The 21,695-nt window shown below is 63.4% G+C and carries 14 protein-coding genes and 1 tRNA gene; 6 read left to right on the forward strand and 9 right to left on the reverse strand.

Annotated elements, in window-relative coordinates:
• Positions 1–300 precede the first annotated feature (300 nt).
• On the reverse strand, positions 301–1,029 hold the full coding sequence (locus tag AB0P18_RS11905; protein ID WP_363360197.1) for a hypothetical protein: 729 nt from the start codon (positions 1,027–1,029) through the stop codon (positions 301–303).
• Here AB0P18_RS11905 and AB0P18_RS11910 point away from each other — a divergent pair.
• The gene (locus AB0P18_RS11910; RefSeq protein ID WP_363360198.1) at positions 1,028–1,207 is read left to right on the forward strand and encodes a DNA-binding protein; all 180 of its coding nucleotides are present in this window, start codon (positions 1,028–1,030) and stop codon (positions 1,205–1,207) included. The genes AB0P18_RS11905 and AB0P18_RS11910 overlap by 2 nt on opposite strands.
• Positions 1,208–1,654: 447 nt before the next feature.
• Here AB0P18_RS11910 and AB0P18_RS11915 read toward each other — a convergent pair whose 3' ends face one another.
• Entirely contained in the window at positions 1,655–2,821 is a 1,167-nt protein-coding gene (locus tag AB0P18_RS11915; protein WP_363360200.1) for a pentapeptide repeat-containing protein, read from the reverse strand.
• 268 nt (positions 2,822–3,089) lie between these two features.
• Between AB0P18_RS11915 and AB0P18_RS11920 the strand changes: the two genes are divergently transcribed.
• Entirely contained in the window at positions 3,090–4,925 is a 1,836-nt protein-coding gene (locus AB0P18_RS11920) for an AAA family ATPase (RefSeq protein ID WP_363360202.1), read from the forward strand.
• Between the two features lie 143 nt (positions 4,926–5,068).
• Here AB0P18_RS11920 and AB0P18_RS11925 read toward each other — a convergent pair whose 3' ends face one another.
• Together AB0P18_RS11925 and AB0P18_RS11930 are read right to left on the reverse strand one after the other, a co-directional pair.
• A complete protein-coding gene (locus AB0P18_RS11925) occupies positions 5,069–6,061 on the reverse strand; it encodes a hypothetical protein (protein ID WP_363360203.1) in 993 nt (330 codons plus the stop codon).
• 362 nt (positions 6,062–6,423) lie between these two features.
• Entirely contained in the window at positions 6,424–9,117 is a 2,694-nt protein-coding gene (locus tag AB0P18_RS11930) for an AAA family ATPase (RefSeq protein ID WP_363360204.1), read from the reverse strand.
• Positions 9,118–9,526: 409 nt separating this feature from the next.
• Here AB0P18_RS11930 and AB0P18_RS11935 point away from each other — a divergent pair, with 409 nt between their 5' ends.
• Both AB0P18_RS11935 and AB0P18_RS11940 read left to right on the forward strand, forming a co-directional pair.
• A complete protein-coding gene (locus AB0P18_RS11935) occupies positions 9,527–10,102 on the forward strand; it encodes a hypothetical protein (protein WP_363360205.1) in 576 nt (191 codons plus the stop codon).
• A gap of 128 nt (positions 10,103–10,230) precedes the next feature.
• A complete protein-coding gene (locus tag AB0P18_RS11940) occupies positions 10,231–12,585 on the forward strand; it encodes a DUF262 domain-containing protein (protein ID WP_363360206.1) in 2,355 nt (784 codons plus the stop codon).
• Positions 12,586–12,644: 59 nt separating this feature from the next.
• On the opposite strand, the gene AB0P18_RS11945 is transcribed toward AB0P18_RS11940, so the two are convergent.
• From AB0P18_RS11945 to AB0P18_RS11955, 3 genes are read right to left on the reverse strand one after another with little or no spacing between them, the layout of a single operon-like run.
• Positions 12,645–15,761, reverse strand: a complete 3,117-nt coding sequence (locus AB0P18_RS11945) for a type I restriction endonuclease (protein ID WP_363360207.1) — start codon at positions 15,759–15,761, stop codon at positions 12,645–12,647.
• Positions 15,758–17,044, reverse strand: coding sequence for a restriction endonuclease subunit S (locus AB0P18_RS11950; protein ID WP_363360208.1), 1,287 nt, complete (start codon positions 17,042–17,044; stop codon positions 15,758–15,760). Before AB0P18_RS11950 ends, AB0P18_RS11945 begins: the two co-directional genes overlap by 4 nt.
• A complete protein-coding gene (locus AB0P18_RS11955; RefSeq protein ID WP_363360209.1) occupies positions 17,041–19,014 on the reverse strand; it encodes a class I SAM-dependent DNA methyltransferase in 1,974 nt (657 codons plus the stop codon). The genes AB0P18_RS11950 and AB0P18_RS11955 overlap by 4 nt, the downstream gene beginning before the upstream one ends.
• A 373-nt stretch (positions 19,015–19,387) precedes the next feature.
• On the opposite strand from AB0P18_RS11955, the gene AB0P18_RS11960 reads away from it, so the two are divergent.
• Positions 19,388–20,527: a tyrosine-type recombinase/integrase gene (locus tag AB0P18_RS11960; protein ID WP_363360210.1), complete on the forward strand. Its 1,140-nt coding sequence runs from the start codon at positions 19,388–19,390 to the stop codon at positions 20,525–20,527.
• A 208-nt stretch (positions 20,528–20,735) separates the two neighbouring features.
• Here AB0P18_RS11960 and AB0P18_RS11965 read toward each other — a convergent pair.
• Positions 20,736–20,807 (reverse strand) — tRNA-Arg (locus AB0P18_RS11965).
• Positions 20,808–20,959: 152 nt separating this feature from the next.
• Between AB0P18_RS11965 and AB0P18_RS11970 the strand changes: the two genes are divergently transcribed.
• Positions 20,960–21,241 (forward strand): Fe-S cluster assembly protein HesB, encoded by a 282-nt coding sequence (locus tag AB0P18_RS11970; protein WP_363360211.1) that lies wholly within the window; start codon positions 20,960–20,962, stop codon positions 21,239–21,241.
• Between the two features lie 50 nt (positions 21,242–21,291).
• Here AB0P18_RS11970 and AB0P18_RS11975 read toward each other — a convergent pair whose 3' ends face one another.
• Positions 21,292–21,657 carry a nuclear transport factor 2 family protein gene (locus AB0P18_RS11975; RefSeq protein WP_363360212.1) on the reverse strand — a complete coding sequence of 122 codons (366 nt, stop codon included), beginning with the start codon at positions 21,655–21,657 and terminating at the stop codon, positions 21,292–21,294.
• Between the last annotated feature and the right edge of the window lie 38 nt (positions 21,658–21,695).

Below are 21,695 nucleotides of genomic sequence, written 5' to 3' on the forward strand. Positions count from 1 at the left end.
GCCGAGCCCGCACGCCCCGAGCTCTACCTCACCGCCTGACCATCACCCACCATCAGGATGCAACGGAATAACACCACACCACGGGACTTGACCGCAAATTGCGGGCAAAAATTCCGCGTGTTTCCGGGGCTGGATCGGGCATCCTCGAGACTCGTTTTTGCCGCATCCGTGACGCCGCGAAATCTCAGCACATTGATCAACACTGGATGCTGATGCCGTCAGAAGTGCACAAATGCCTGAAGAAGCGGTGAGGCAGCTCCGATGCCAGCAAGGTGTGGACGGACTTTCGAGTCTGGGTGATCAGCGCCCGATCGACGGACCTGATGACCCCGGGCCAACGACAGGTCCCGTGGCCTGCTCACGAAGCTGCTGTTCGCGAGCCTGAACGTAGACTTCGCGTCCGGTCGCCTCATCGACGAGACCGGCGACGCGGGCGCGATTCATCATCCGCGTCGCTGTGCTGATACTGACACCGAGCTCCTCCGAGACGAGTTTGAGCGGGCCGTCGTTGATCACCGACCCGAGGCGGTACAGCCTGACCGCCTCACGCAGGTTCTGCTCCTCAGAGCGCCCTTCCTCCGTACGCAGGCGGGTGATGTACTCGCCGTACGACTCGGGGTCGCCGCCGTCACGGTCGACGCGAACGACGCGAGCAGCCGCCCATTGCACGATCGCCTGCACACGGATATCGCGCAGCAGTGTCGTGGTCACTTCATCCCCCAGCCCGTCGCGGTCGACTCGAACCGACGCAGCCACCGCGCGCCGCAAGACGGGGTCGTACACGATGAGCGCATGGACTGCGCCCGAAACGTCAGGAAGGCCCGTCACCATCGCGCCCCACGTGCGCGGAATGTGAACGCCGTCCCCCGCATCGACGACCTCCGCGTCGACCTGTTCGATGACGAGTTCAGGCATGCTGCGAGTGTGCCAGTTCGCCCCACTCTGAGCAAGCGATGACATCAAGCATTCATCGGTGTACAGTGCGTGAGCAAGTGATGTCATTAGTTGCCCACCGAGGGAGATTGTCATGAGCACGTCGTCCACCTCACTCGCACTGACCATGAAGGACGCCGCAAAACTCGTCGGCGTCGACTACCGCACCATCAAGCTCGGCATCGAAAACGGGACCATCCCCACGGTCCAGCTCGGGCCGCGCCGCATGATCCCCCGCGTCCCATTACTGCGCGTGTTCGGGATCAACGGCTGAAGCAGCACGAGAGTCCCGCGCCGAAGTAGCGGGCCGACATCCCCTCACATGTGGCGGTACCGAGCGCGCGCCGCGCTCGCCAAGAACGGCTTTGCAGACATTCAGGTGGCGAGCGGGCGCGTCGATGCCGAAGTTCGGCGAATGGGCGGGCAGGACGTGACTCGCAAGTCGATAGCTCTCGGCGAGCGACGCGCGAACAGAGGCACTGATCGTGAGGCCAGCCGATATGTAGTTTGTTCTGTCAAGTGGCGCCGTTCTGTAGCGGCGCCTGGGTAATCGTCTGCGACGACAGCACTGTCGGTGCGGTCGGCAAATGAGCGGGGTTTAGGCGTGATTGGTAGTAACTAGCCCGCGCCCACAGTAGTCCGCGAGCAAATCACTTCGACTCTGCTAGAGGGAGCACGAGAATTCGCGGGCGGAAGCATCGAGACGCTTCAGCTCCTGGGCTCATGGCAGAGATTGCATGTCGATTACCCCGCCAGAGTGCGCGTCCGTTGGATTCTTCGTACCAGGGGAAACAGTCACGCCAACCAAACTGTCGACGGTCACGAGCGCGCCCGTCATGTCCGCGTCGGTCAGATCTGCACCATCAAGTTGGGCCGCGCGAAGGTCAGCTTCTTCAAGTCGGGCAGAGCGCAAATTCGACCCGCGAAGGTCCGCGGAAGACAAAACTGCACGATAGAAGCTTGCGCCCTCAAGATTCGCGTCGCCGAGGTACGCGCCCTGCATTTTGGCACCATGCAATTTGGCTTTGCGCAGATCGATCCCTTGAAGCTGTGCTCCGATGAGTACCGATTGGTGGAGGGTCGCATCTCGAAAATCGGCCCTGCGCAGGTCCCCTGCGTACAAGCTACTGAAGCCGAGATAGAGGGGGTGTTCAGGTGGGCTTAGCCGGGTGATTCGACCCAAGACGACAATCGCCGCTTGGAGTTCTGTGGGCAGATCGCCGCCCGGTCTGGTGGAAGGCGACTGCTCCCGTATGAAGGCCTCAAGGACGTCAAGGATTGTCTGACGATCGCGCACCGAGTCTTTCGCGATGCGCTCCAGCGCGTAGACCCCACCTAGACGTATCGCGCTGGCACCGTCCCCGAGTTGCTTGATCGCCTCCGTGTACCGCTCCGTGAAGTTTGCGTCGCGGTCGAGGTCTGCCCCTTCACGAGCAATCACGTCGCGGCGCCAAGTGAATGTCAAGGTCACTATGGCCAGCAGGCCACCTGCTGCTAGCAGCAGAGCCTGTCGCGACGCCGTCACAGCACTCAAACGTTCGGCGGCATCTGGACGGGTGTTCCCGGCGTCCCAATCCGCAAGCAACGGTGGGATAAACCAGATGGCGAGAATGAGGACCAGAACGACAACGACCAAGCTGGTCACGACCCATCGTGTCCTTCTACGTCGACCGTTCCGCCTTCGACGCGGTGTGGGCAAGGCAAGCTGCAACGCCAACAGCCCGATTAGGGCCCCGCAGACAGCGGCTACCGTCCATTGGCTTGAGACGAAAGCCGCGATAAGAGGCATGAGCATCGCCCAGTCGAGCAGGCCGATCCCCCAGACAAGCATCAGGCCGACAGTGGCGCCCAAAGTTGCGACGCCGAGCGAGAGCAGCAGCCTTTTCACACGAATCCTTCTTGAGGCCATCCGAGATTCTGGAGCGAACGGAACCGCCACTAGCAACTGTAGTGAGCCGCCTCACCCAGTCGTGTGAGCAACTTTGTGACCGCCCGGGCAGTGCAAAGCAAAAGCGCCAAGACATCGATCGCTCGAAATGTCTCGCGATCAGCTGCCGCACTGGTGAGCTAACTCGCACGGGCGTCAGTGAACCGGGCACTTACGGTTACTCCATTGTCGATCCGAACTGGTATCGGGTCGCGGATGGCTGTCGACCGTGCCGATCGCACTTGACGCGGTGTGCGGTGTCGCAGGTACTGGCGTGCTCGACCCTGCCAGAATCTTCCGCATGGCACTTTCGGACTTCGCTGGGTTTGGTGTTAGCGGCTACCGCTCGTTTGGAGCGGACGACGACGTCGCGGTGTTCGGCCCGATGGGAAAGATCCATCTGGTTGTCGGCCAAAATAATGCGGGCAAGTCCAACGCGCTCCATTTCTTGGCAGACGTCCTGACGGCCCTGAGAGCAAGCGATGGGAACGTCGCTCTCGCGTCTCTGTATCCCGGCGGGCTCGATCTTCCGACCGGCTGGGAGACGGACCGAGCTCGGTTGATTTCGATCGGGCTGCACCTGACTGACTCGGTACGCAGCAGTCTCAGGTTTGATGATGAGATCGTTCGCAACTGGTTGCAGACGGAGGCGTATACCCGAGGGTACGCCGACACAGTTTGGCTCGACATCGAGATACGTCCCGAGGGGCCGGGGGGCGGGCTGGCTCTCACGCTCAGCCGGGACCAGGCTGAGGCCGCTGGCAGGGAACAGTCTCCCTTCGTGACGGGTCACCTACACCAGATAGCTCTCAATCTAAAGTCGACCGCGTCAGGAGATCCCAGCCACAATTTGGACGCGATTGTGCGCGCCTTCCGGCCGTGGCAGTGGATTCCTGACGTGGGCTGGGTGGACGCGATCCGGGAGATCACTGCCGGCGACGGCGATAGCTACTTCCGGAATGGCGCGGGCTTGGTTGCTCAGTTAGCGCGGATTGAGAGACCTGGGTTTGCAACTCACGCTCAAGATACCGCGCGCTTTGAGGCACTGCAGTCGTTTGTTCGCGACGTTTTAGAGGATCCACGTGCCGGTATACAAATCCCAGACACAAAAGACACGGTGCTCGTGCGGACTAGCCGCGGCGTCATGGAACTCGACAAGGTCGGCACCGGTATTGGTGAGGTGATCTTTCTCGCGACTGTCGCTACGACGTCGAATCAGAAGCTGATATGTGTCGAGGAACCTGAAGTCCATCTGCACCCGACGCTGCAGAAGAAGCTCATCAAATATCTTTACGAACACACTGACAACCATTACCTGATGTCGACGCACTCCGCGCAGCTACTTAATGCCGAGATCTCCACAATCACCCACGTTGAGATGCCTGAAAGCTGGTCGATAGCACAGCCCGTGATAAATCCCGCGGATCTTGCGCGAGTCGCCTCTGATCTGGGCAATCGCGCCTCTGACTTAGTGCAGTCCAACTTCGTGATTTGGGTCGAGGGGCCTTCGGATCGCCTCTATGTCGGGCACTGGCTGGAAGGCTGCGATCCGGAGCTGATTGAGGGAGCCCACTTCTCGATCATGTTTTATGGTGGCGCACTCTTGAGTCACCTGACTGCGGAGGACGAGGAGGTGGGCGACTTCATCCAGCTACTACGAATAAACCGAAACCTCGCGGTGGTGATTGACTCGGATAAGTCGTCGGCTTCGGAGGGATTGAACGCGACAAAAACGCGCGTGATCTCGGAACTGCAAGCCATCGACGCACCCGCGCTCGTAACGGAGGGCTACACGATTGAGAACTATGTGCCCCGAGCAACCTTAAAGGACGCGATACTTCACCTCTATCCCAACCATATCTACGCCATGCCAACAGGCGACTACAAATCACCTCTGGGCTCGAAATTCCGCGGCAAGAAGACGAGGCCGAGCAAGATGTCGGTGGCGAGATATGTCCTGGACCAGAATCTTGCCTGGGAGATGTGGCCGGAGGGATTGCGAAACCAGATCGAGTCGATTTCGTACCTGATACGTCACGCGAACGGGTTGCCACCGCGACGATGACCACGCCCTCACAATAGGTCATTCGCGGGAACCTCCCTAGACCAGGACGCCGACACAGGCTGCAGCGTCAACGCGACAGCCCGCCGCGCGCTCGGAACGCACAGGGGCACCCACGGCCTGACGCCTCTTCTGCCGGCTTCTACCTAACCGGCTGGATGGTCGGGCCCGTTACCAGTTACTGGGCGCGCCCACTCGGAAACATCAACAGCATATAGGTCGATGTCGCGCTCGCGTCGGGGGTCGCCCCCACCGAGTTCCAAAGCAGTTCGGTCGATCAAAGCCTGCAATGAGTACGCCTGCGGGAGCGAGCCTGAACTCGGCGAGTCGTGCTGGAGGCGCGAAAGCTCGATCCCCCAAAAGGCATCACCATCTTGCATGAGGACGTACCCCTCCGTGAGGCGATAGAGCGGATCAAGCTCCGCCGCCACTGCCGAGATGATCAAGTTCGCTGCGCGGGTTAATTCCATCGTCAGTAGCCAAGTGACGTTTGCCTTCACGTTGAATTCGGAGATCAACTCGTTGTATAGGGTGGCGTCCCACCCGATGCGCTTGTATTCGCGAGGAAGTTCGAGGATCTCTCCCTTTGCCTCGAAGCTGCGTCCGATGAGTTCAAGTAAGCATGTCAGGACGTGTCGGAAATGTTCGAAGGCGTAGACAATCCGGGGGTATCCATCCGGCCACCGGCGTTCCAGCAGCCATGCGCCGAGCTCGAAAAGACCGTCAGCCTCATCCTGCCGCAGTTGTGGGTACACATTGTTTAAGTGACTGGTCGCTACGCGCCAGGTCGCAAGCTGCGCCTTGGTTTCCCATATTGCAATCTGCGCGGCCAGCAACTCTTGAAGGTCGCGTGCCGTGAGGTCGGCAGCGCTTGTGGCTGCGTCTACGGCTTGTTCGTGCGTTGACTTGAACTTTTCGACGGCTTCAGTTGGCCACGCCGCGCCTCCGTCTTTGTCGACAATCGAGTGATGAGTTGGGCAAAGCAACACGAGGTTGCCATAGGTGTCCAGCTTTTCTCGCGGGTACTGGGCGTCGTAGCGCGGACCCGTGTCGCGTGCGGACCGAATGTGCGCTTCCTCACCGATCACAGCTCCGTGGTTGCGGAGCAAGTCCGACTCCGGGTTCTGTAGATCCAGCACCAGCCGTTGATCGCAAGAGGGCCATGCGCATCTATTGGCTGCTCGTCCCCATAGGAGCTTCCTGTCAACAACGCTGATTCCCAATCGGATCCCCGTCCATCGAGCGACCAGTGCCCCTCGATCTGCAGGGGGAGGGATCGCTAGTAGATCGTATGGTGACGACGCGTCCGCACGATAGCTTGCGCACGGGTTGACGTCACTTAGGGCGCTCCGCTCGCGTGGTGAGTTTGCCCTCCGGCGGGTCCACGCCTCTCAAGTCGAGTAGTCCTGCCGGCCCGTAAGCCCGCACTTCTGCGGCAGTGCTCGCGGAATGTCGACGATGATCTCGTCGACATTCCCCGCGTTCGCCGGCCCGCAAGCTGTCAGTGGCCTGCTGAGGGCACCGCCAATCGATCGCCTCGTATCCCCATCCCACGCCTCGCAGCGGCCGACACTTCCGACCCGACCATCGGCCCGGCCGCCATCGCCGCCAAGTCCCGCGCTCGCGCCGCGCGCCGTATCTCCGCCTGAGCCGCGCGCACGGCATCCTGCATAGTCAGCTCCGGTGTGCCGCGCTGCATCGATTGGGCGAGACACTCCCGGGCGGCGGCATCCGTCCGCGCCACCACGATCGCGATGTTGTGCACCCGCCCGCGAGTGAGGCCGACGTATAGTCCCGCCGCGTCCACATCCGGCCCGACCACGGACGCATCGGCGGTGTCGCCCTGCACACCATGCACCGTCGACGCATAGGCGAGCTGCAGGTGCTCCCGCGCATACTCGGCAGACACTCGCCGTAACTCGCCGCTGTCGCCAACCGACACAAGATCGACGAACTCCTCGCGGATGCCGCGTACGACCCACTGCCTACGATTCTCGACGCCTGTGAGCCGGTCGTTGCGGCGAGTCTGGACCGTATCGCCGACGAGGATGCGCTGCTTCCCCATCCCCCACGTGACTACGCCGGGATCCAGCTCACCGTGTTCGACTCGCCGCTGCTGGACCGCATCGTTGATCGCATCAGCTTCAGCGTTGGTACCGGAAACCAAAGTCACCCGCTTGCCACGCGCGTGCCACTCGAAGTAGGCGTCGATCATCCGCTCACGGGCTGCATCATGATGATCAACCCGCACGACATGCCCGCGTTCCGCCAGCTCGCTCGCGACCGCCAGCGCGTGCTCGCGATCACTCGCGTCGCGGAGCCGCAGCGTGAGCGCCGCGTACTCGGGATCGCGGAACCGGTGCACCGTATCGAGCTCAACCGCTGCATTCGCGTGCCGAATCGCCGAACCCATCGCGCCCGCATGCCCGACCGGCAGCGCCTGGTGCGGGTCACCTACGAACGCGAGCCCGACCCCTTGCTCGATCGCGAGGTCGATGAGAACGTTCGCCGTCTGCAGATCGACCATGCCCGCTTCATCGACCACGATCCGATCGCGAGATCGCAACACGTAATGCGCGGGCCCGCCATACGCGACACCCGTGGTGGGGTCGATCTCCCCCACGCGCAGTCGTGTCCGCACCTTCGCACCGGCCTGATCGGCACCCCACCGGTAGCCGTGGTCTGCGAGCAGTGCATGAATACTGGATGCCGCTGCCCCGACCTCGCGAGACGCCACGGTCGCCGCTTTCCGGGTAGGAGCGACGACGAGCATCCGCCGCCGTTGCGCTCTAAGCGCTGCGAACGCAACACGCAGCATCGTGGTCTTGCCTGTGCCGGCGGGGCCGGTGACCGTGACGAGCCCGTCGGTCCCGGCGATTGCGCACGCGGCAACGACTTGCGATGCATCCAGTGTCGAGAGGTCTTCGTTGGGCGCGAACCGATGCAGCTCATTCGGCAGGCGTGAGCGCCCCGGCCGGGCAAGCACGTCGAGGCGTCCGGCAACGCGCACCTTCGCGCGCACTGTCTCGGTGGCCATGAAGGCCTTCACGTGCGCCGGCGGAGCCTCCGCAACAAGCCGATAGACGGCCTTCGCGGCGCGCGTTGTAATCTCGACGATCACGTCGTCGAGCTGGTTGCGCTCCGCAACGATGCCCGTCCGCGACAGTGCGCGCGTTGCGCCGGCGCGGATGTCGAAGGTACTGAACCGTCCGCCACACGATGTGGACCGTTCGTCCGCATCGACGATCGCCGCAGCGGCGAGCAGATCCAGATCGAGGGCGTACAGGTCTGTCGCAGCGACCGCAATCGGTGCACGCGCGGCGATCAGGCTCGGATCGATCGCCGTGATCTCGTCGCGGACGCGCGACTCCCACGACATCTCCTCCAGGTGTGCCGGCTTGTTCGGTCGCGCTACCGCCCACGCACGCCGGTCGATCTGATGCAGCACCTGTGCACTCGGCGCCGAGCCCCCGCGCGCCGCCGACCACTCCGCGATCAGGCGCGTTCGGTTCCGCTCGATCTGGCCCGACCTGCGCGAGAGCGGACGCACGGCGCCGGCGAGTTCGGCGATCTCGCCCGAATCGTCGAGTCTGTACCCGTGGCGTGCAAGCGCGGCGATCCACCCGGGATCTGTGCGGGCGGCGAGCTCCCCCTCGGCGTTGACGACGGTGTGCAGCTTCATCGCGACACGCGAGTCGAGGTTGGACCACTTGCCATCCGCGCCAAGCACTTTGATGTTCAGCCACAGGTGACGGTGGATGTGCGGGTCGAGCGCTCTGGATCGGCGGTGCTGCAGCTCGACGACCTCGATGCGCGTGATCTCCTCGCGAATGAGCCCACCATGCCCGCGCCGCGCGTTTAGCTCGATCTGCCACGTGAGCAGGATGCGCTCACGCAGCCGGTCTTGGAGTGCCTCGAACTCGCCCGCGAGCTCGGTATGCAGCAGCGCGGCGACGCTGTACGACTTCGGGTGGTTGAGCGTCCCGTCGAGCAGCAGGTCGGCGTCGGGACTCAGCCGCTGGTGGCCGCGCTCCTCCCCCATGACTGGGTCGTGCCCGGTGAGCCAGACACGAAGTCCGCCGGCTGTGAGTTCGTCGGAGGTGATGACGCCGTTGTCGACGGTGAACCTGGAAACGGTGGAATCGGACGCTGCGCCATACGCCTCGAGCGCTTCGGCGCCCGTCGGGTATGACATGTGGGCGTCGCACATGCCCTCGAGAGCGTACGAGATCGCGTGCCGAACACCTCGGGATTCGACGCCCCTCTTCCACCGCTCCAGACCTCCGCGCATGGCGCCACAGTAGGCTAGGTTTTCCCGGTTACCCAGGGATTTTTCTGCGTTGCAGGTAACTGCAGCAAAGCGGCTTCAAAGGGCGTCGTCCACCGTGGGTGCCTGCGTGCATCGCATCACTACCGCTCGATGGTCGGCCCGTACCTTGCAGAGCATCGCTGGTGTGCCGACGCAGTTCTGGTTGCCGCGGTGTCGTCCGTGACGAGTGCTCGGAACCTTGGCCGGCGACAACCCGCGCGATATCGGCCTCGCGAGCGAGAGTCGCTGCGCGGCGCTGGGCTAAGAAGCGTTCGGGGGTCGACAGACTTGCAACGTGATGAATTCCGTTAGCCAGGCCCAGACAATGACACCTTGGGATGTGCTCACCGAAGTACTGATACCCCTCCTCAGTGCCGCGTCGTCTGTGCTGGTCGCACTGGTAGCAATCGGCGTCACGGTCGTGATGGGGATTCGCGAACAATTCGAACGGCGACGGGAGCGCGATAGGAATGAGCGTGTGAGAGCAGGCGATCGCGCCACCGAGGCTGCCCGTCGATTCGACGAACAGCGCTCGATGATCGGTCAGGCGATGTTGGATTACGCGGCAACCACAATGACCGCCAAGAGCGACCGACCCTCATACCGAGCGATGACGCAGACAGTCGCTGCCTCGCGTCTCCCCCTCGATGAGCTCGTCCTCTGGGTGGTGCAAGGCGCGGAGGCTCAGCGCGCTGCGTATCAAAACGCCCAGGCGGCGAAGCGAGCGGGCGGGCCGACCACCGGACCGATGCTTGCTTATCTGTCCATTGAGGCAGCAGTACGCGAACGCCTACTGGGGTGGATCCGTGACGGCAGAATCGATTTGACGCCGATTCCATGGCCCGACGAGTCTTCAGTGTTGAGCGCCTAGCAGGTGTCTTGCTCAGTTGAAGAGTACGACTCGGAGCCGCGCAGATCACGCGAGGAAGCCCTCAATCCCGGTCCACGGTTAACATTCTGAGGCCCGCTCGACCGCCGTAGAGTAGCGACGATCGACGCGTGCGCTTGCAGGTCAACGACCGCGACGTACCCACCCCGGCATTGCGGCCTGGAATGACTACTGAAAGGCACACGGTTGTGACTCCTACTCTGTATCGAGACACCGGTTACTCGCTCACCCACTTGGTCGAGGACATCAAGCACGGCAACATCGCGCTGCCCGACATCCAGCGACCGTTCGTATGGTCGTCCGCGAAAACGCGCGATCTGTTCGACTCGCTTTACCGTGGGTACCCTGTGGGAACACTGATGTTCTGGGAGACCGGCGCCGAGGTCGGGACCCGTCAGGTGGGCGGCGGTGACAACGCAAAGGTCGCCAAGCTTCTCATCGTCGATGGCCAACAACGTTTGACGTCGCTGTATGCAGTCCTCACCGGCAGGCCCGTCCTGACAAAGTCCTTTGAAGACAAGCGAATCCGCGTTGCATTCCGTCCCGCCGACGAGACGTTCGAAGTGACCGACGCAGCGATCGAGAAAGACCCGGAGTTCCTGCCCGACATCACGGCGCTCTGGCGCGGCGGCTACCGGCCGACGGTTCGCAGCTTCCTCGCACGCCTGGCAGAGAGCCGTCGCATTGAGCTGACACAAGAAGAGGAGGACCTCCTCGAGGACAGGATCGACCGAGTTTACGACTTGCAAAACTTCCGCTTCCAGGTCGTCGAACTGAACTCCGGTGCCGACGAGGAACAGGTTGCCGACATCTTCGTCCGTATCAACTCGGAAGGCGTGCAGCTCAAGCAGGCTGACTTCATCCTGACGCTGATGTCAGTGCACTGGGAGGCAGGGCGGCGAGAGCTCGAACGGTTCTGTCGTGATGTCGTTGACCCGAAGGTGAGCGGCGCTTCGCCCAAGAATGCCTTCATCGAGCCAAGTCCCGACCAACTTCTGCGAGCGAGCGTGGGGTTGGCGTTCCGGCGTGGACGACTGCAGCACGTGTACAACATTCTTCGCGGGAAGGATCTAGAGACTGGAGACGTCTCACCAGAGCGCAGAACTGCCCAGTTCGAGACGCTACGGCGCGCGCAGGACGAGGTGATTGACCTAACTAACTGGCATGAATTTCTAAAGTGTCTGACGCACGCGGGATTCCGGAGCCGCCGCATGCTGACATCCGAGAATGCTGTCATCTACACCTACGTCCTGTGGCTCATCGGCAAGCGCGATTTCGGGCTGGACCTGAAGACTCTCCGATCAGTGATCGCCCGCTGGTTCTTCATGGCCCACACGACTGGCCGCTACACGTCCTCTCCGGAGAGCGCCATCGAGGCTGATCTTGGTCGCATCGCCGACTTGGAACCGGGTGATGGCGATTCCTTCTGCGACGAGCTAGACCGGATCGTGCGCTCGAACTTCACGGGCGACTACTGGGAGATCTCGCTGCCAAACCGCCTCGACACTTCGTCTGCGCGGTCCCCCGTCCTCTTTGCATACTGGGCGGCGCTGAATTTGCTGGATGCTGAGTTGTTGTTCAGCGATCTGCGGATACGGGAGCTGCTCGATCCAACAGTCACGGCGCCACGTTCGATCGAGCGTCACCACCTCTTCCCCAAGGCCTTCCTCACCTCTATCGGCGTCACAAACTCGCGTCAGGTGAACGCCATCGGGAACATGGCGTTCCTCGACTGGCCCGAGAATGCCGCGATCAGCGCTGACGATCCACGGGACTACTGGCGCGAGATGACTGCGACAACTGACCCGGACCGGCTGAAGCGGCAGGCTCTTTGGCACGCCCTCCCCATCGGGTGGGAACAACTGGATTACCCAACCTTCCTTGAACGACGCCGCGAGCTTATTGCGAAAGTAGTGAGAGATGGCTTCGCTCGACTCGAAGAAAAGGGCACTCCGCATGACACGTCAGCTGCGCTTGCCGATCTCATCGCTGTCGGGGAGTCACAGACGGTGGAGTACAAGTCGACGGCCCGGGTGAATCTTCACACTGGCGCGGCCGACAAGAAGATGGAACACGTGATTACCAAGACCGTCTGCGGATTTCTCAACGCAGAGGGTGGATCGCTTCTAATCGGCGTCGACGACGATGCGAACGTCCTCGGCCTAAGCGCAGACCTGCAGACTCTTGGCAGCAAGGCAAACAGAGATGGATACGAGCTCTTCCTCCGACAACAACTCGACAACAGCCTCTCGATTCAGACCGCCGGTGTCGTTCGAATCCGGTTCGAGCAAGCAAGTGACGCTGACGTCTGCATCGTTTCCGTGGCCGCCTCCGGAAAGCCCGTGTTCGCGAAGCCGCTCGAGGGAGGCTCCGGCGCTACCGACTTCTGGGTTCGCATAGGCAACGCGACCAAGCAGCTTCACGGAGACGACATGGTGAGCTACCAGGCCGAGCACTGGGGTTGAATCGGGCTCGCTGTGTAATGCCGCCCCAGCGGGGCTGACGCGCAGCGAGGCGAAGCCCGCTAGCCCGCTGGCCGCTCCCGCAGCCGCTCATACAGGCCGAAGTCGAGCACGAGCTCGACGAGCTGCCGAGGCTCGAGCTTGCGAATGGCGGCGAGCACCTCGGCGCTCGCGGTCTCGTGTGACCATAAGGCGTCTTCGAGCACGACCTGCAACGCCGGCGAGTTCGAGAAGTCGACCTTAGTGTTGTTGCGCGCCTGCTCGGCGAGCCCGGCATCGTCGACGGCTTCGATCAGGAGTCCTTCGATCACACCCACCTTGTGCTCGTCCTTCGCGGCCAGGTCGCCGAGGTACTTGTTCACCTTCTCGATCAGCTCGTACGTCGACATGCGCTCCTTCTCGCGCAGCTTCGCCATGCCGGCCTCTGTCACGCCGCGCAGGCCGTCGGCTTCGCCGGATGCGAGCGCGATGTCTTCCTGCTTCAGCTTCTCGAGCTTGTAGTGCGTGAGCACGACGTCCGACACGTCGACGATCTCGCTGCCGCCGGCATCCAGAGCCCGAATTCGCCGGCCGAGCAGGTCGGCGAACACTGAAAATTTCTCATAACGCGGGTCGCCGAAGTGCACCACCTGTGAGAAGAAGGCGTACGAGGTCACGTATTGGGCGAGCGTGGCGCGGAAGTCGACTAGGCGTTCGCGCTCCTCCTCATGATCCGCCAATGCCAGCCATCGCGTCTTGAACCGATCGACCGCAGGGTCGAGGTGCGCCGAGAGCGCGTTGTGAACCGCGCCCGGGGTGCTCGAGACGGCAGTCCAGTCCGACCAAACCTGATCGACCTCGGCCCATGTGAAGATGCCGACCGCGTCGAGCTTGTTGAGCTGGTTCGCGACGAGGTCGGGGTCGGAGCGTGTCTCGACCCGGGCATCCTCGTAGTACTCCTGGAACGCGGCCTGGATCATCGACGGATCGTTGACGAAGTCGAGCACGTACGTCTCAGTCTTGCCCGCCATCGTGCGATTGAGCCGCGAGAGAGTCTGCACGGCGGCGATCCCCGAGAGCTGCTTGTCGACATACATCGCGACCAGCAGCGGCTGATCGAACCCGGTCTGGTACTTGTTCGCGACGATCAGCACGTGGTGGTCGGGCTGGGCGAACACATCGGCGAGGTCGCGCCCCTTCAAGGTCGGATTCATGGATGCCTCGGTGACCGACGGCGGGGTGACCCCGGGCAGCGCCGCAACATCGGGGTCGGGCACCTCGCCCGAGAACGCCACGAGCGCCCGCAGCGGCAGTCCGCGCTCGGTGGCGAGCTTCTCGAACGCCCTCGCGTAGCGCACCGCGGCGGCCCGCGACGAGGTCACGATCATCGCCTTCGCGCGCCCGCCGAGCTGCGGCTGCACGATCTCGCGGAAGTGCGTAATGATCTCCGACACCTTCAAGGCGATGTTCGTCGGGTGCAGCTCGACGAGCCCGATGAGCGCCCGCGTGCCCGTGCGCACGTCGATCTCATCGCCATCGACGGTGCTGGTGGAGTCGGATGCTGCGGCATCCGTCCCCCTCTTCGCGATCCGCGCGGCCATCTCGTAAGTCGTGTAGTTGCGCAGCACATCGAGGATGAACCCCTCCTCGATGGCCTGCTTCATCGAGTACAGGTCGAAGGGCCGGGGTTTACCGTCGGGTCCGGGCGTGCCGAAGAGTTCGAGGGTCTTCGCCTTGGGGGTAGCGGTGAACGCGAAGAAGCTGAGTCGGTGGTCGGTATCGGCGTGCGCTGCCATGGCGACCAGGGCGTCTTGGTCGGCGCCGGGTTCGTCGTCGTCGACGTCGACCGCGTCGCCGAGATAGAGCAGCGTCTTGAGGGCGCCGGCGGCTGCCCCCGATTGCGACGAGTGCGCCTCGTCGGCGATCACCGCGAAGCGCTTGCCGGCGAGCGCCCCGCCCTTCTCGCGGATCTGCTTCAGCGCATGAGGGAACGTCTGCAGGGTGACGCCGATGATCGGGATGCCGGTGGCCAGCGCCTCGGCCAGCTGCGCGGTCTTCGACCCCTCCGACCCGCGGGTGATCGCCTGGAACGTGCCGGTGGCGGTGACGAGCTGGTCGACGGCATCCTGCAGCTGCCGGTCGAGCACTTGCCGATCGGCGATCACGATGACGGAGTCGAACACCTTCTCGCCTGCCGGCGTGTGGAGCGAGGCGAGGCGGTGCGCGGTCCACGCGATCGAGTCGGTCTTGCCCGAGCCGGCCGAGTGCTGGATCAGGTACTTGTGTCCCGGTCCGTCGGACCGGGCGGCGGCGGTGAGGGCGGTGACGGCGCGCCACTGATGGAAACGAGGGAAACGGATCTGCGACCGATAGGTCACCTTGCCGGTGAGTGCATCCGTCTGCTTCTCGTGGTTCGTGTAGACGAACTTCGTCAGGATCGTCAGCCACGCGTCACGATCGAGCACGTCTTCCCAGAAGTAGGCTGTGCGCGGCTTGTCGCCGTTCAGGGCGTTTCCGGCTCCCCCGTTGTTGCCACGGTCGAACGGCAGGAACGAGGTCGCCTCTCCGGTGAGCCGCGTGGTCATCGCGATCTCGTCCTGCGTGAGCGCGAAGTGCACGAGCGCGCCGCGCCCGGCCGTCAGCAGCGGTTCGCCCTGCGGATGGCGGTCGTGCTTGTACTGGGTGATCGCGTGCGCGAGGCTCTGCGCGAAGTTCGTCTTGATCTCGACGGTGGCCACCGGGATGCCGTTGACGAAGAACGCCAGATCGAGGCGGTCGTCCTTCTTGGTCGAGTAGCGCAGCTCAGGCACGACCCGCAGGATGTTCCGCTCATACAGCGCCGACATCGTCGGGTTGCGGTCGTCCGCGGGCGGCTGCTGCAGCATGCGGAACCGCTTTGCCCCGACGACGTCGAACCCCTTGCGCAGCACGGTGAGGGTGCCGCCGCCGTGGTGCTCGTCGGTGGCGAGGGTGTCGGCGAGGCGCTTCAGGATGCGCTCGCGCCCCTTCGCGTCATCGTCGCTCTTGACGATCTTGCCGAGGTTCTTCTCGTCGTCGCGCGCCAGCCACGCGAGCACGTCGTCCGGATACAGCGCACGTTCACGGTCGTAGCGATCAGACGTGCCGACCTCCCACGCGTGGTCGGCGAGGTGCTGCACGATGAGCTTCTGGAACTCGGTCTCGGCATAGAGCGTGCTCATCGCGCCTCCTCGAGGGCGGACTGGATGCTGTCGACCACGGGCGTCCGCTTCGCCGCAACGTCGATCTGGCCGGTGACGGCGGCGGTGATGAGCGCCGCGCGGCGCTCCTTCACGAGTGCGATCGCGGCGCCGATATCAGCGCCCAAGAGGTCGGATCGTTCCTGCGCTTCCCGCAGAAGCCCTGCAATTCGAAGCTGGGTCTCCATAATCGGCACGTTGAATCGCAATTGACTAAGTTTGCTCGCCTTAATCCCAAGCACAGTCGATCCGGTGGCGAAGGATCGAAGCTGATTCTGGAACGCGGCCGATTGCATCGCGAAGCAGAGAAATTGCGGATCGACGTCGGGAGCCGATCTGAACTTGACCAATCGCTGGGCAAGCGCGACACGCTCACGGTCTACAAGCGCCACATTCCCTAAGGGTGCCTCCATCGTGAAGAGAATGTCACCTCGCCGCGGCAAGCCGCGCGACATGACTGCGGCGTAGTCGTCCTCGGCTACGAACTCTCGTGACGTCTCGTAGTCGATCCAACCCATCTTCACGTTTCGCGCCGTCAGGAGCTGCACGCCATAGTCGACCTTCGTGGGGGTGGCACCTCGGTAGTCCACACGCTCCGGAAGCGCTCGCGACAGGGGAACAGTGTCGGTACTACCATCGGTCGAGCTTGGCTGGGCCGTCAGCCGATCGATTTGAGCGACCAGCCGCGTGTTCGCGAGCGCAGTCAAGGCGTTCAGGTCTGCAATGAAGGCGTCGATCTCGGTGGTCTCGTGGTCGAGGTAGTCCGCGATCTGCCGCTGCTCACGCAGCGAAGGCAACAGCACAGGCATGCGATCGAAAGCCACCGGGTCCAGATCCCACTGTCCGGGACGAACGCCGACGGAGATCGCGGAGTAGAAGCGAAAGTAGTCGCGGGTGCGCAGGAGGTAGTGCGCGTACCTGTTCTCAATACCAGCGAGGGGACTGTAGACGAAGTACGCAGGACTCACAATGCCGTCGAGGCTCGAGACCGCTACCGATCCTTGCCAGGCCTTCATCTTGTTCACGACCAGGTCACCGCGACGCACCAACTGATACTTCGTCAGGTCGTCCGACGCCCGGTTGTGATTGTCGTCGCGGCTGTCCTTCGGGACGACGCCGTGGTCGCGGTAGACAGAGAGCAACGTCTCACTACCCTCGCCGAGCTCCTTGCCTCTGCGAAACAGAAACTTGAGCGGTCGCACGCCCCAGCCGCGATGCTCCACTGCGCGCATCGCATTGGGCGCGAACAGCTGCAACTCGCTCACCCCTTGACCGCTTCCAGCCGAGCCCGGATCCGGCCGAGCACCTCATCGAGATCGCGGTCGATGTCCTCGAGCGGCCGCGGCGGCACGTACTCGTAGAAGTGGCGTGTGAAGGGGATCTCGGCGCCCTCCTTCGTCTTCGACTCGTCGATCCAGGCATCTGGCACGAACGGCTTCACCTCGCGCTCGAGGTACTCGTGGATGTCGTCGTCCCACGGCACGTTCTCAGTGTCACGGCGCGAGGCATCCGCCATCGGCTTGCCCGCCGACATGACGAGTTCGCCCTCGTCGTCCGGCTCGCCAAGCTCCGACACGAGTGTCTTCAGCTGAGCCGCGGACAGCGTGACGCTCGCGTCGTTGAGAATCACGGTGAGGCGGGTGGTGAACGCGGCGAGAGACGTGTCGACCTGCTCACCGGCGTCGCCGGCCGCCGACGCGAGCAGCGCCGACCGCACCACGGTGAGCTGCGCGGCATCCCACTTCGACAGCGCACGCGACGTGAGCGCCTTCTCGATCCGCGCCTCTGACAGCGCGTAGTTCAGACGCAGCGGGCGTTCGACGGTGATCGTCCGATAGAAGAAGTCGGTCGTGCGGAAGATCTTGGAGTGCTTCGACTCTTCAAACGCGCTGAACACGCGCGTGATCTCGCGGATGTGATCCTTCGACAGCATCCGTCTCTTCGAACCGATCGACTTGCGCATCTTGTCGTACATGCCGGTCGCGTCGATGAGCTGCACGTTGCCGCGCCGCGCGGCCGGCTTGTCTTTGTTCAGCACCCATACGTAGGTGGCGATGCCGGTGTTGTAGAACATGTCGGTCGGCAGGCCGACGATCGCCTCGAGGTAATCGGACTCGAGGATCCACTTGCGGATGTTCGACTCTCCCGACCCCGCGCCGCCGGTGAACAGCGGTGACCCGTTCAGCACGATCGCGCCGCGCCCCGCGACGGCGTTCGGATCACCGAGCTGCGGCTCGCGCAGCTTCGACACGAGGTGCATGAGGAACAGCAGCGACCCGTCCGACACCCGCGGCAGCCCCGGCCCGAACCTCCCAGCGAAACCCGCGACCCGGTGCTCGGTGTCGATCTGCGAGCGGTACTGCTTCCAGTCGACCCCGAACGGCGGGTTCGACAGTCCGTAGTGGAACGTGCGGCCCTCGAACGCCGGATCGGTCAGGGTGTTGCCGAGGACGATGTTCTCGATGGGTTGGCCCTTCACGACCATGTCGGCCTTGCAGATCGCATACGACGCGGGGTTGATCTCCTGCCCGAGCAGGTTCACCTGCGCCTTCGCATTGTGGTCGTGGATACGGTCGGCGGCGACCGACAACATCCCTCCCGTTCCGGCCGTCGGGTCGTAGACCTCGCGCACGATCCCCGGCGTCGCGAGGCTCTCGTCGCTGTCGACGAGCAGCGACACCATCAGCTCGATCACCTCACGCGGAGTGAAGTGCTCACCCGCCGTCTCGTTCGACGCCTCCGCGAACTTGCGGATGAGCTCCTCGAAGATGTGGCCCATGTGCTCGTTGCTCACCGCGTCAGGATGCAGGTTCGCCTTGGCGAAGTGCTGCAGCACCTGCAACAGCAGGTCGTGCGACGCGAGGTCGATGATCGTGTCGTCGAGCTTGTACTTCTCGAAGATGTCGCGCACGTTCGGCGAGAACGCCTGCACGTAGTCGCGCAGGTTCTTCTCGAGGTTGTCGGGGTCGCCCTGAAGCGACTTCAGGTCGTGTCGCGAGCGGTTCCAAAAGGAGTACGGATGCTTCGCCTTCGCCCGCAGCATCGCCTGCGACGGCTCGTCGTCGGGCCCGAACTCCTCGGTCGCGGCGAGCACGGCCTGCTTGGTCGGCGCAAGCACCGCGTCCAGGCGCGCCAGCACCGTGAAGGGCAGGATCACATCGCCGTACTGGTGCTGCTTGTACGTGCCTCGCAGTATGTCGGCGGCATTCCAGATGAACGTGGCGTGGTTGAGCAAGGAACTCCCAGCATGGCGTTTAGACAACGGAACTCACTCTAGAACCTGCGACAACGGGTGACGGAGACCCCGGTCCCCGCCTTCCTTCGACAATCAGCCGTCCCAGCGATCGGTCTTGGCGAAGTGCTCGACGGCGAACGGCTGCTAAGCGGAGCGCGATAGCGCGGAGTCTGCAAGGAGTAAGCGGGCGAGAACGGAGGCGTGTCCGATCGCTACACTCTCGGCGTCGGAGGGAGGCGCCCGTCAACCCGATGCCATTTGGCGACGGTCTACGCCATCTATCCACATCTCACGTCGGTCGCATTGACGACGGCCGACCGGTGTCCGACACTAGGCCGATACTGACCATCGAGCCAACTGAAGGGAGGTCGAGATGGGCTACGTCACCCCGTACGAGACGGCGAAAGGCCGCCGCTATCGGGTGCGCTATCGCAAGCCCGATCGCACCGAGGCGGAGAAGCGCGGGTTCACGACCATGCGTGAAGCGAAGCTCTACCTCTCGATGGTCACGGTGTCGAAGTCGAAGGGCGAGTACATCGACCCGTCCTCGTCGCGGGTTCCCGTCCGGATGTTCGCGGACAGCTGGCTGCGATCCAAGCAGCCGCCGATGTCGAAGCCCTCGTACTACATGACGCTCGAGCGGGCATGGCAGAACCACGTCGCTCCCGCCTGGGCCGACCGCGAGATCTCGTCTATCCGGCGCTCAGAAGTCCAGGACTGGGTGTCCGAGCTCGCAACGCAGAAGTCGCGCACGGTAGTCCTTCGCGCGCTGGGGATTCTGGCCGGCATTCTCGACGTTGCGATCGACGATCGGCGCCTCGCGAGCAATCCGGCGCGCAACGTGCGCAATCTTCCTCGGCACGGTCCGGGCAAGCGACGCATCTACCTCACACATGATCAGGTGGCGACGCTGGCGGCGTGCTCCGCCTACCCGACGCTCGTCCTCACACTCGCCTATTGCGGACTCCGGTGGGGAGAGGCCACGGGGTTGCGGGTGCGCAGCGTGAACCGGCTGCGTCGGCGGTTCGTGATCGAGGAGAACGCGGTCATGATTGCCTACCAGATCCACGTCGGTACGCCCAAAACGCAGGAACGCCGTTCGGTCCCCTACCCCGAGCGCCTCGCCCCAATGATCGAGCAGGCATGCGCCGGCAAGGGCCCGGATGGTCTGCTATTCGGTGACGGGGTCAATCACATGCGCAACTCGGGCAACAAGGGATGGTTCGCGAATGCGGTCCGGCGGGCGCAGGAAATCGATGCATCGATTCCGCGGCTCACTCCACACGACCTCCGTCACACCGCCGCGTCCCTCGCCATCAGCTCGGGAGCAAATGTGAAGGCCGTGCAGCGGATGCTCGGCCACGCGTCGGCCGCGATGACACTCGACACGTACGCCGATCTCTTCGAGGACGATCTGGACGAAGTCGCCACGCGACTGAACGAGCAGATGCCGTTGGTGGCGCTGCCATCGGGTCCGCAGACCCGCTACGCGCGGCCGCAACGACTGCAGTAGTCGCGGAGAGCAGATTGCTCAGTTTTTCCACGGGCCACAAGCCGCTCGAAATGCTTCATTTCGCCGTTCCTCGGCGCCGAACGAAGGGCCGTGGAGCGGTCTGTTGGCGAGCCCAGAGTTTGAGAAATGCGGGCAAAAAACGGGCAAAAGCGCCATTCTTGTGGTCAGACCACAGAAGGAATCCCAGGTCAGGAGCGAAAAAAAGCTGTGCCCCTGGAGGGACTCGAACCCCCAACCGTTTCCTTAGGACGGAACTGCTCTTCCATTGAGCTACAGAGGCTGGCTCGGCAAGTTTAGCCGAGCAACCAGCGCCACCCAGATCGAGACAAGCGAACCTCCGTATCCCGTGTGAGTGAGCGACAGGGGTTGCGGACGGTCCGCAATCTCGGAATCGTGGCCCGCTCGATGCCCGCACAACGGAAAGGAGCAACCATGCTCACCATGACCGACACCGCGGAAGAGGCCGTCAAGACGATCGTTTCGAACAACTCCGGAGGCGACGACGCAGGTGTCCGCATCCGCGACACCGGCCAGCAGAACGGCTTCGAGCTCAGCGTGGCGCCCGCCCCCGAGCCCGAAGACACCGTGGTCGACAGCGCAGGTGCACGCGTGTTCCTCGACCAGACGGCCACGACCGCGCTCGATGACCGCGTCCTCGACGCGGAGCTCGGGCAGGACGGTTCCGTCCGCTTCGCCCTCGGCCTCCAGGGCTGAGCCGACAGCGATTGAAGCTCGACGGGTCCTCGCGCACAGCGCGGGGCCCGTCACTCTTTCCGCTGGAACCACCAGTCCTGGAACTCGCTCGCCCGGCCCGCGTCGTCGAAGCGCACGAGCCACACGTTGTCGTACACGCTCGTCTTCGGACCCTCGGTGTACGTCGTGACACCCCGGATCACCGCGGCGCCCGAGGTCTCGAGCTCGACCTCGCCCTCATACGACCACGTGTCCGGTTCGTCCCGCTCTTCGAGCCAGTGCGCCACGATCGCGTCCACGCCGACGGCAGGAGAAAGATCGCGGGGGCTGCCCCGATACGTCGCGTCCGGCGCGAAAAGCGCCCGGATGCTGTCCACCTCGTTCGTCTCCCAGGCGTCGAGGTAGCCTGCCAGGAAGCGCTCTGCGTTGCTGCTCATGACAGCACCCTGACACGGGGGTGCGGCATCCGGAACCC

The sequence above is a fragment of the Microbacterium sp. NPDC064584 genome, from assembly GCF_040687315.1.
GTDB classification, from domain to species: Bacteria; Actinomycetota; Actinomycetes; order Actinomycetales; family Microbacteriaceae; genus Microbacterium; species Microbacterium lacus.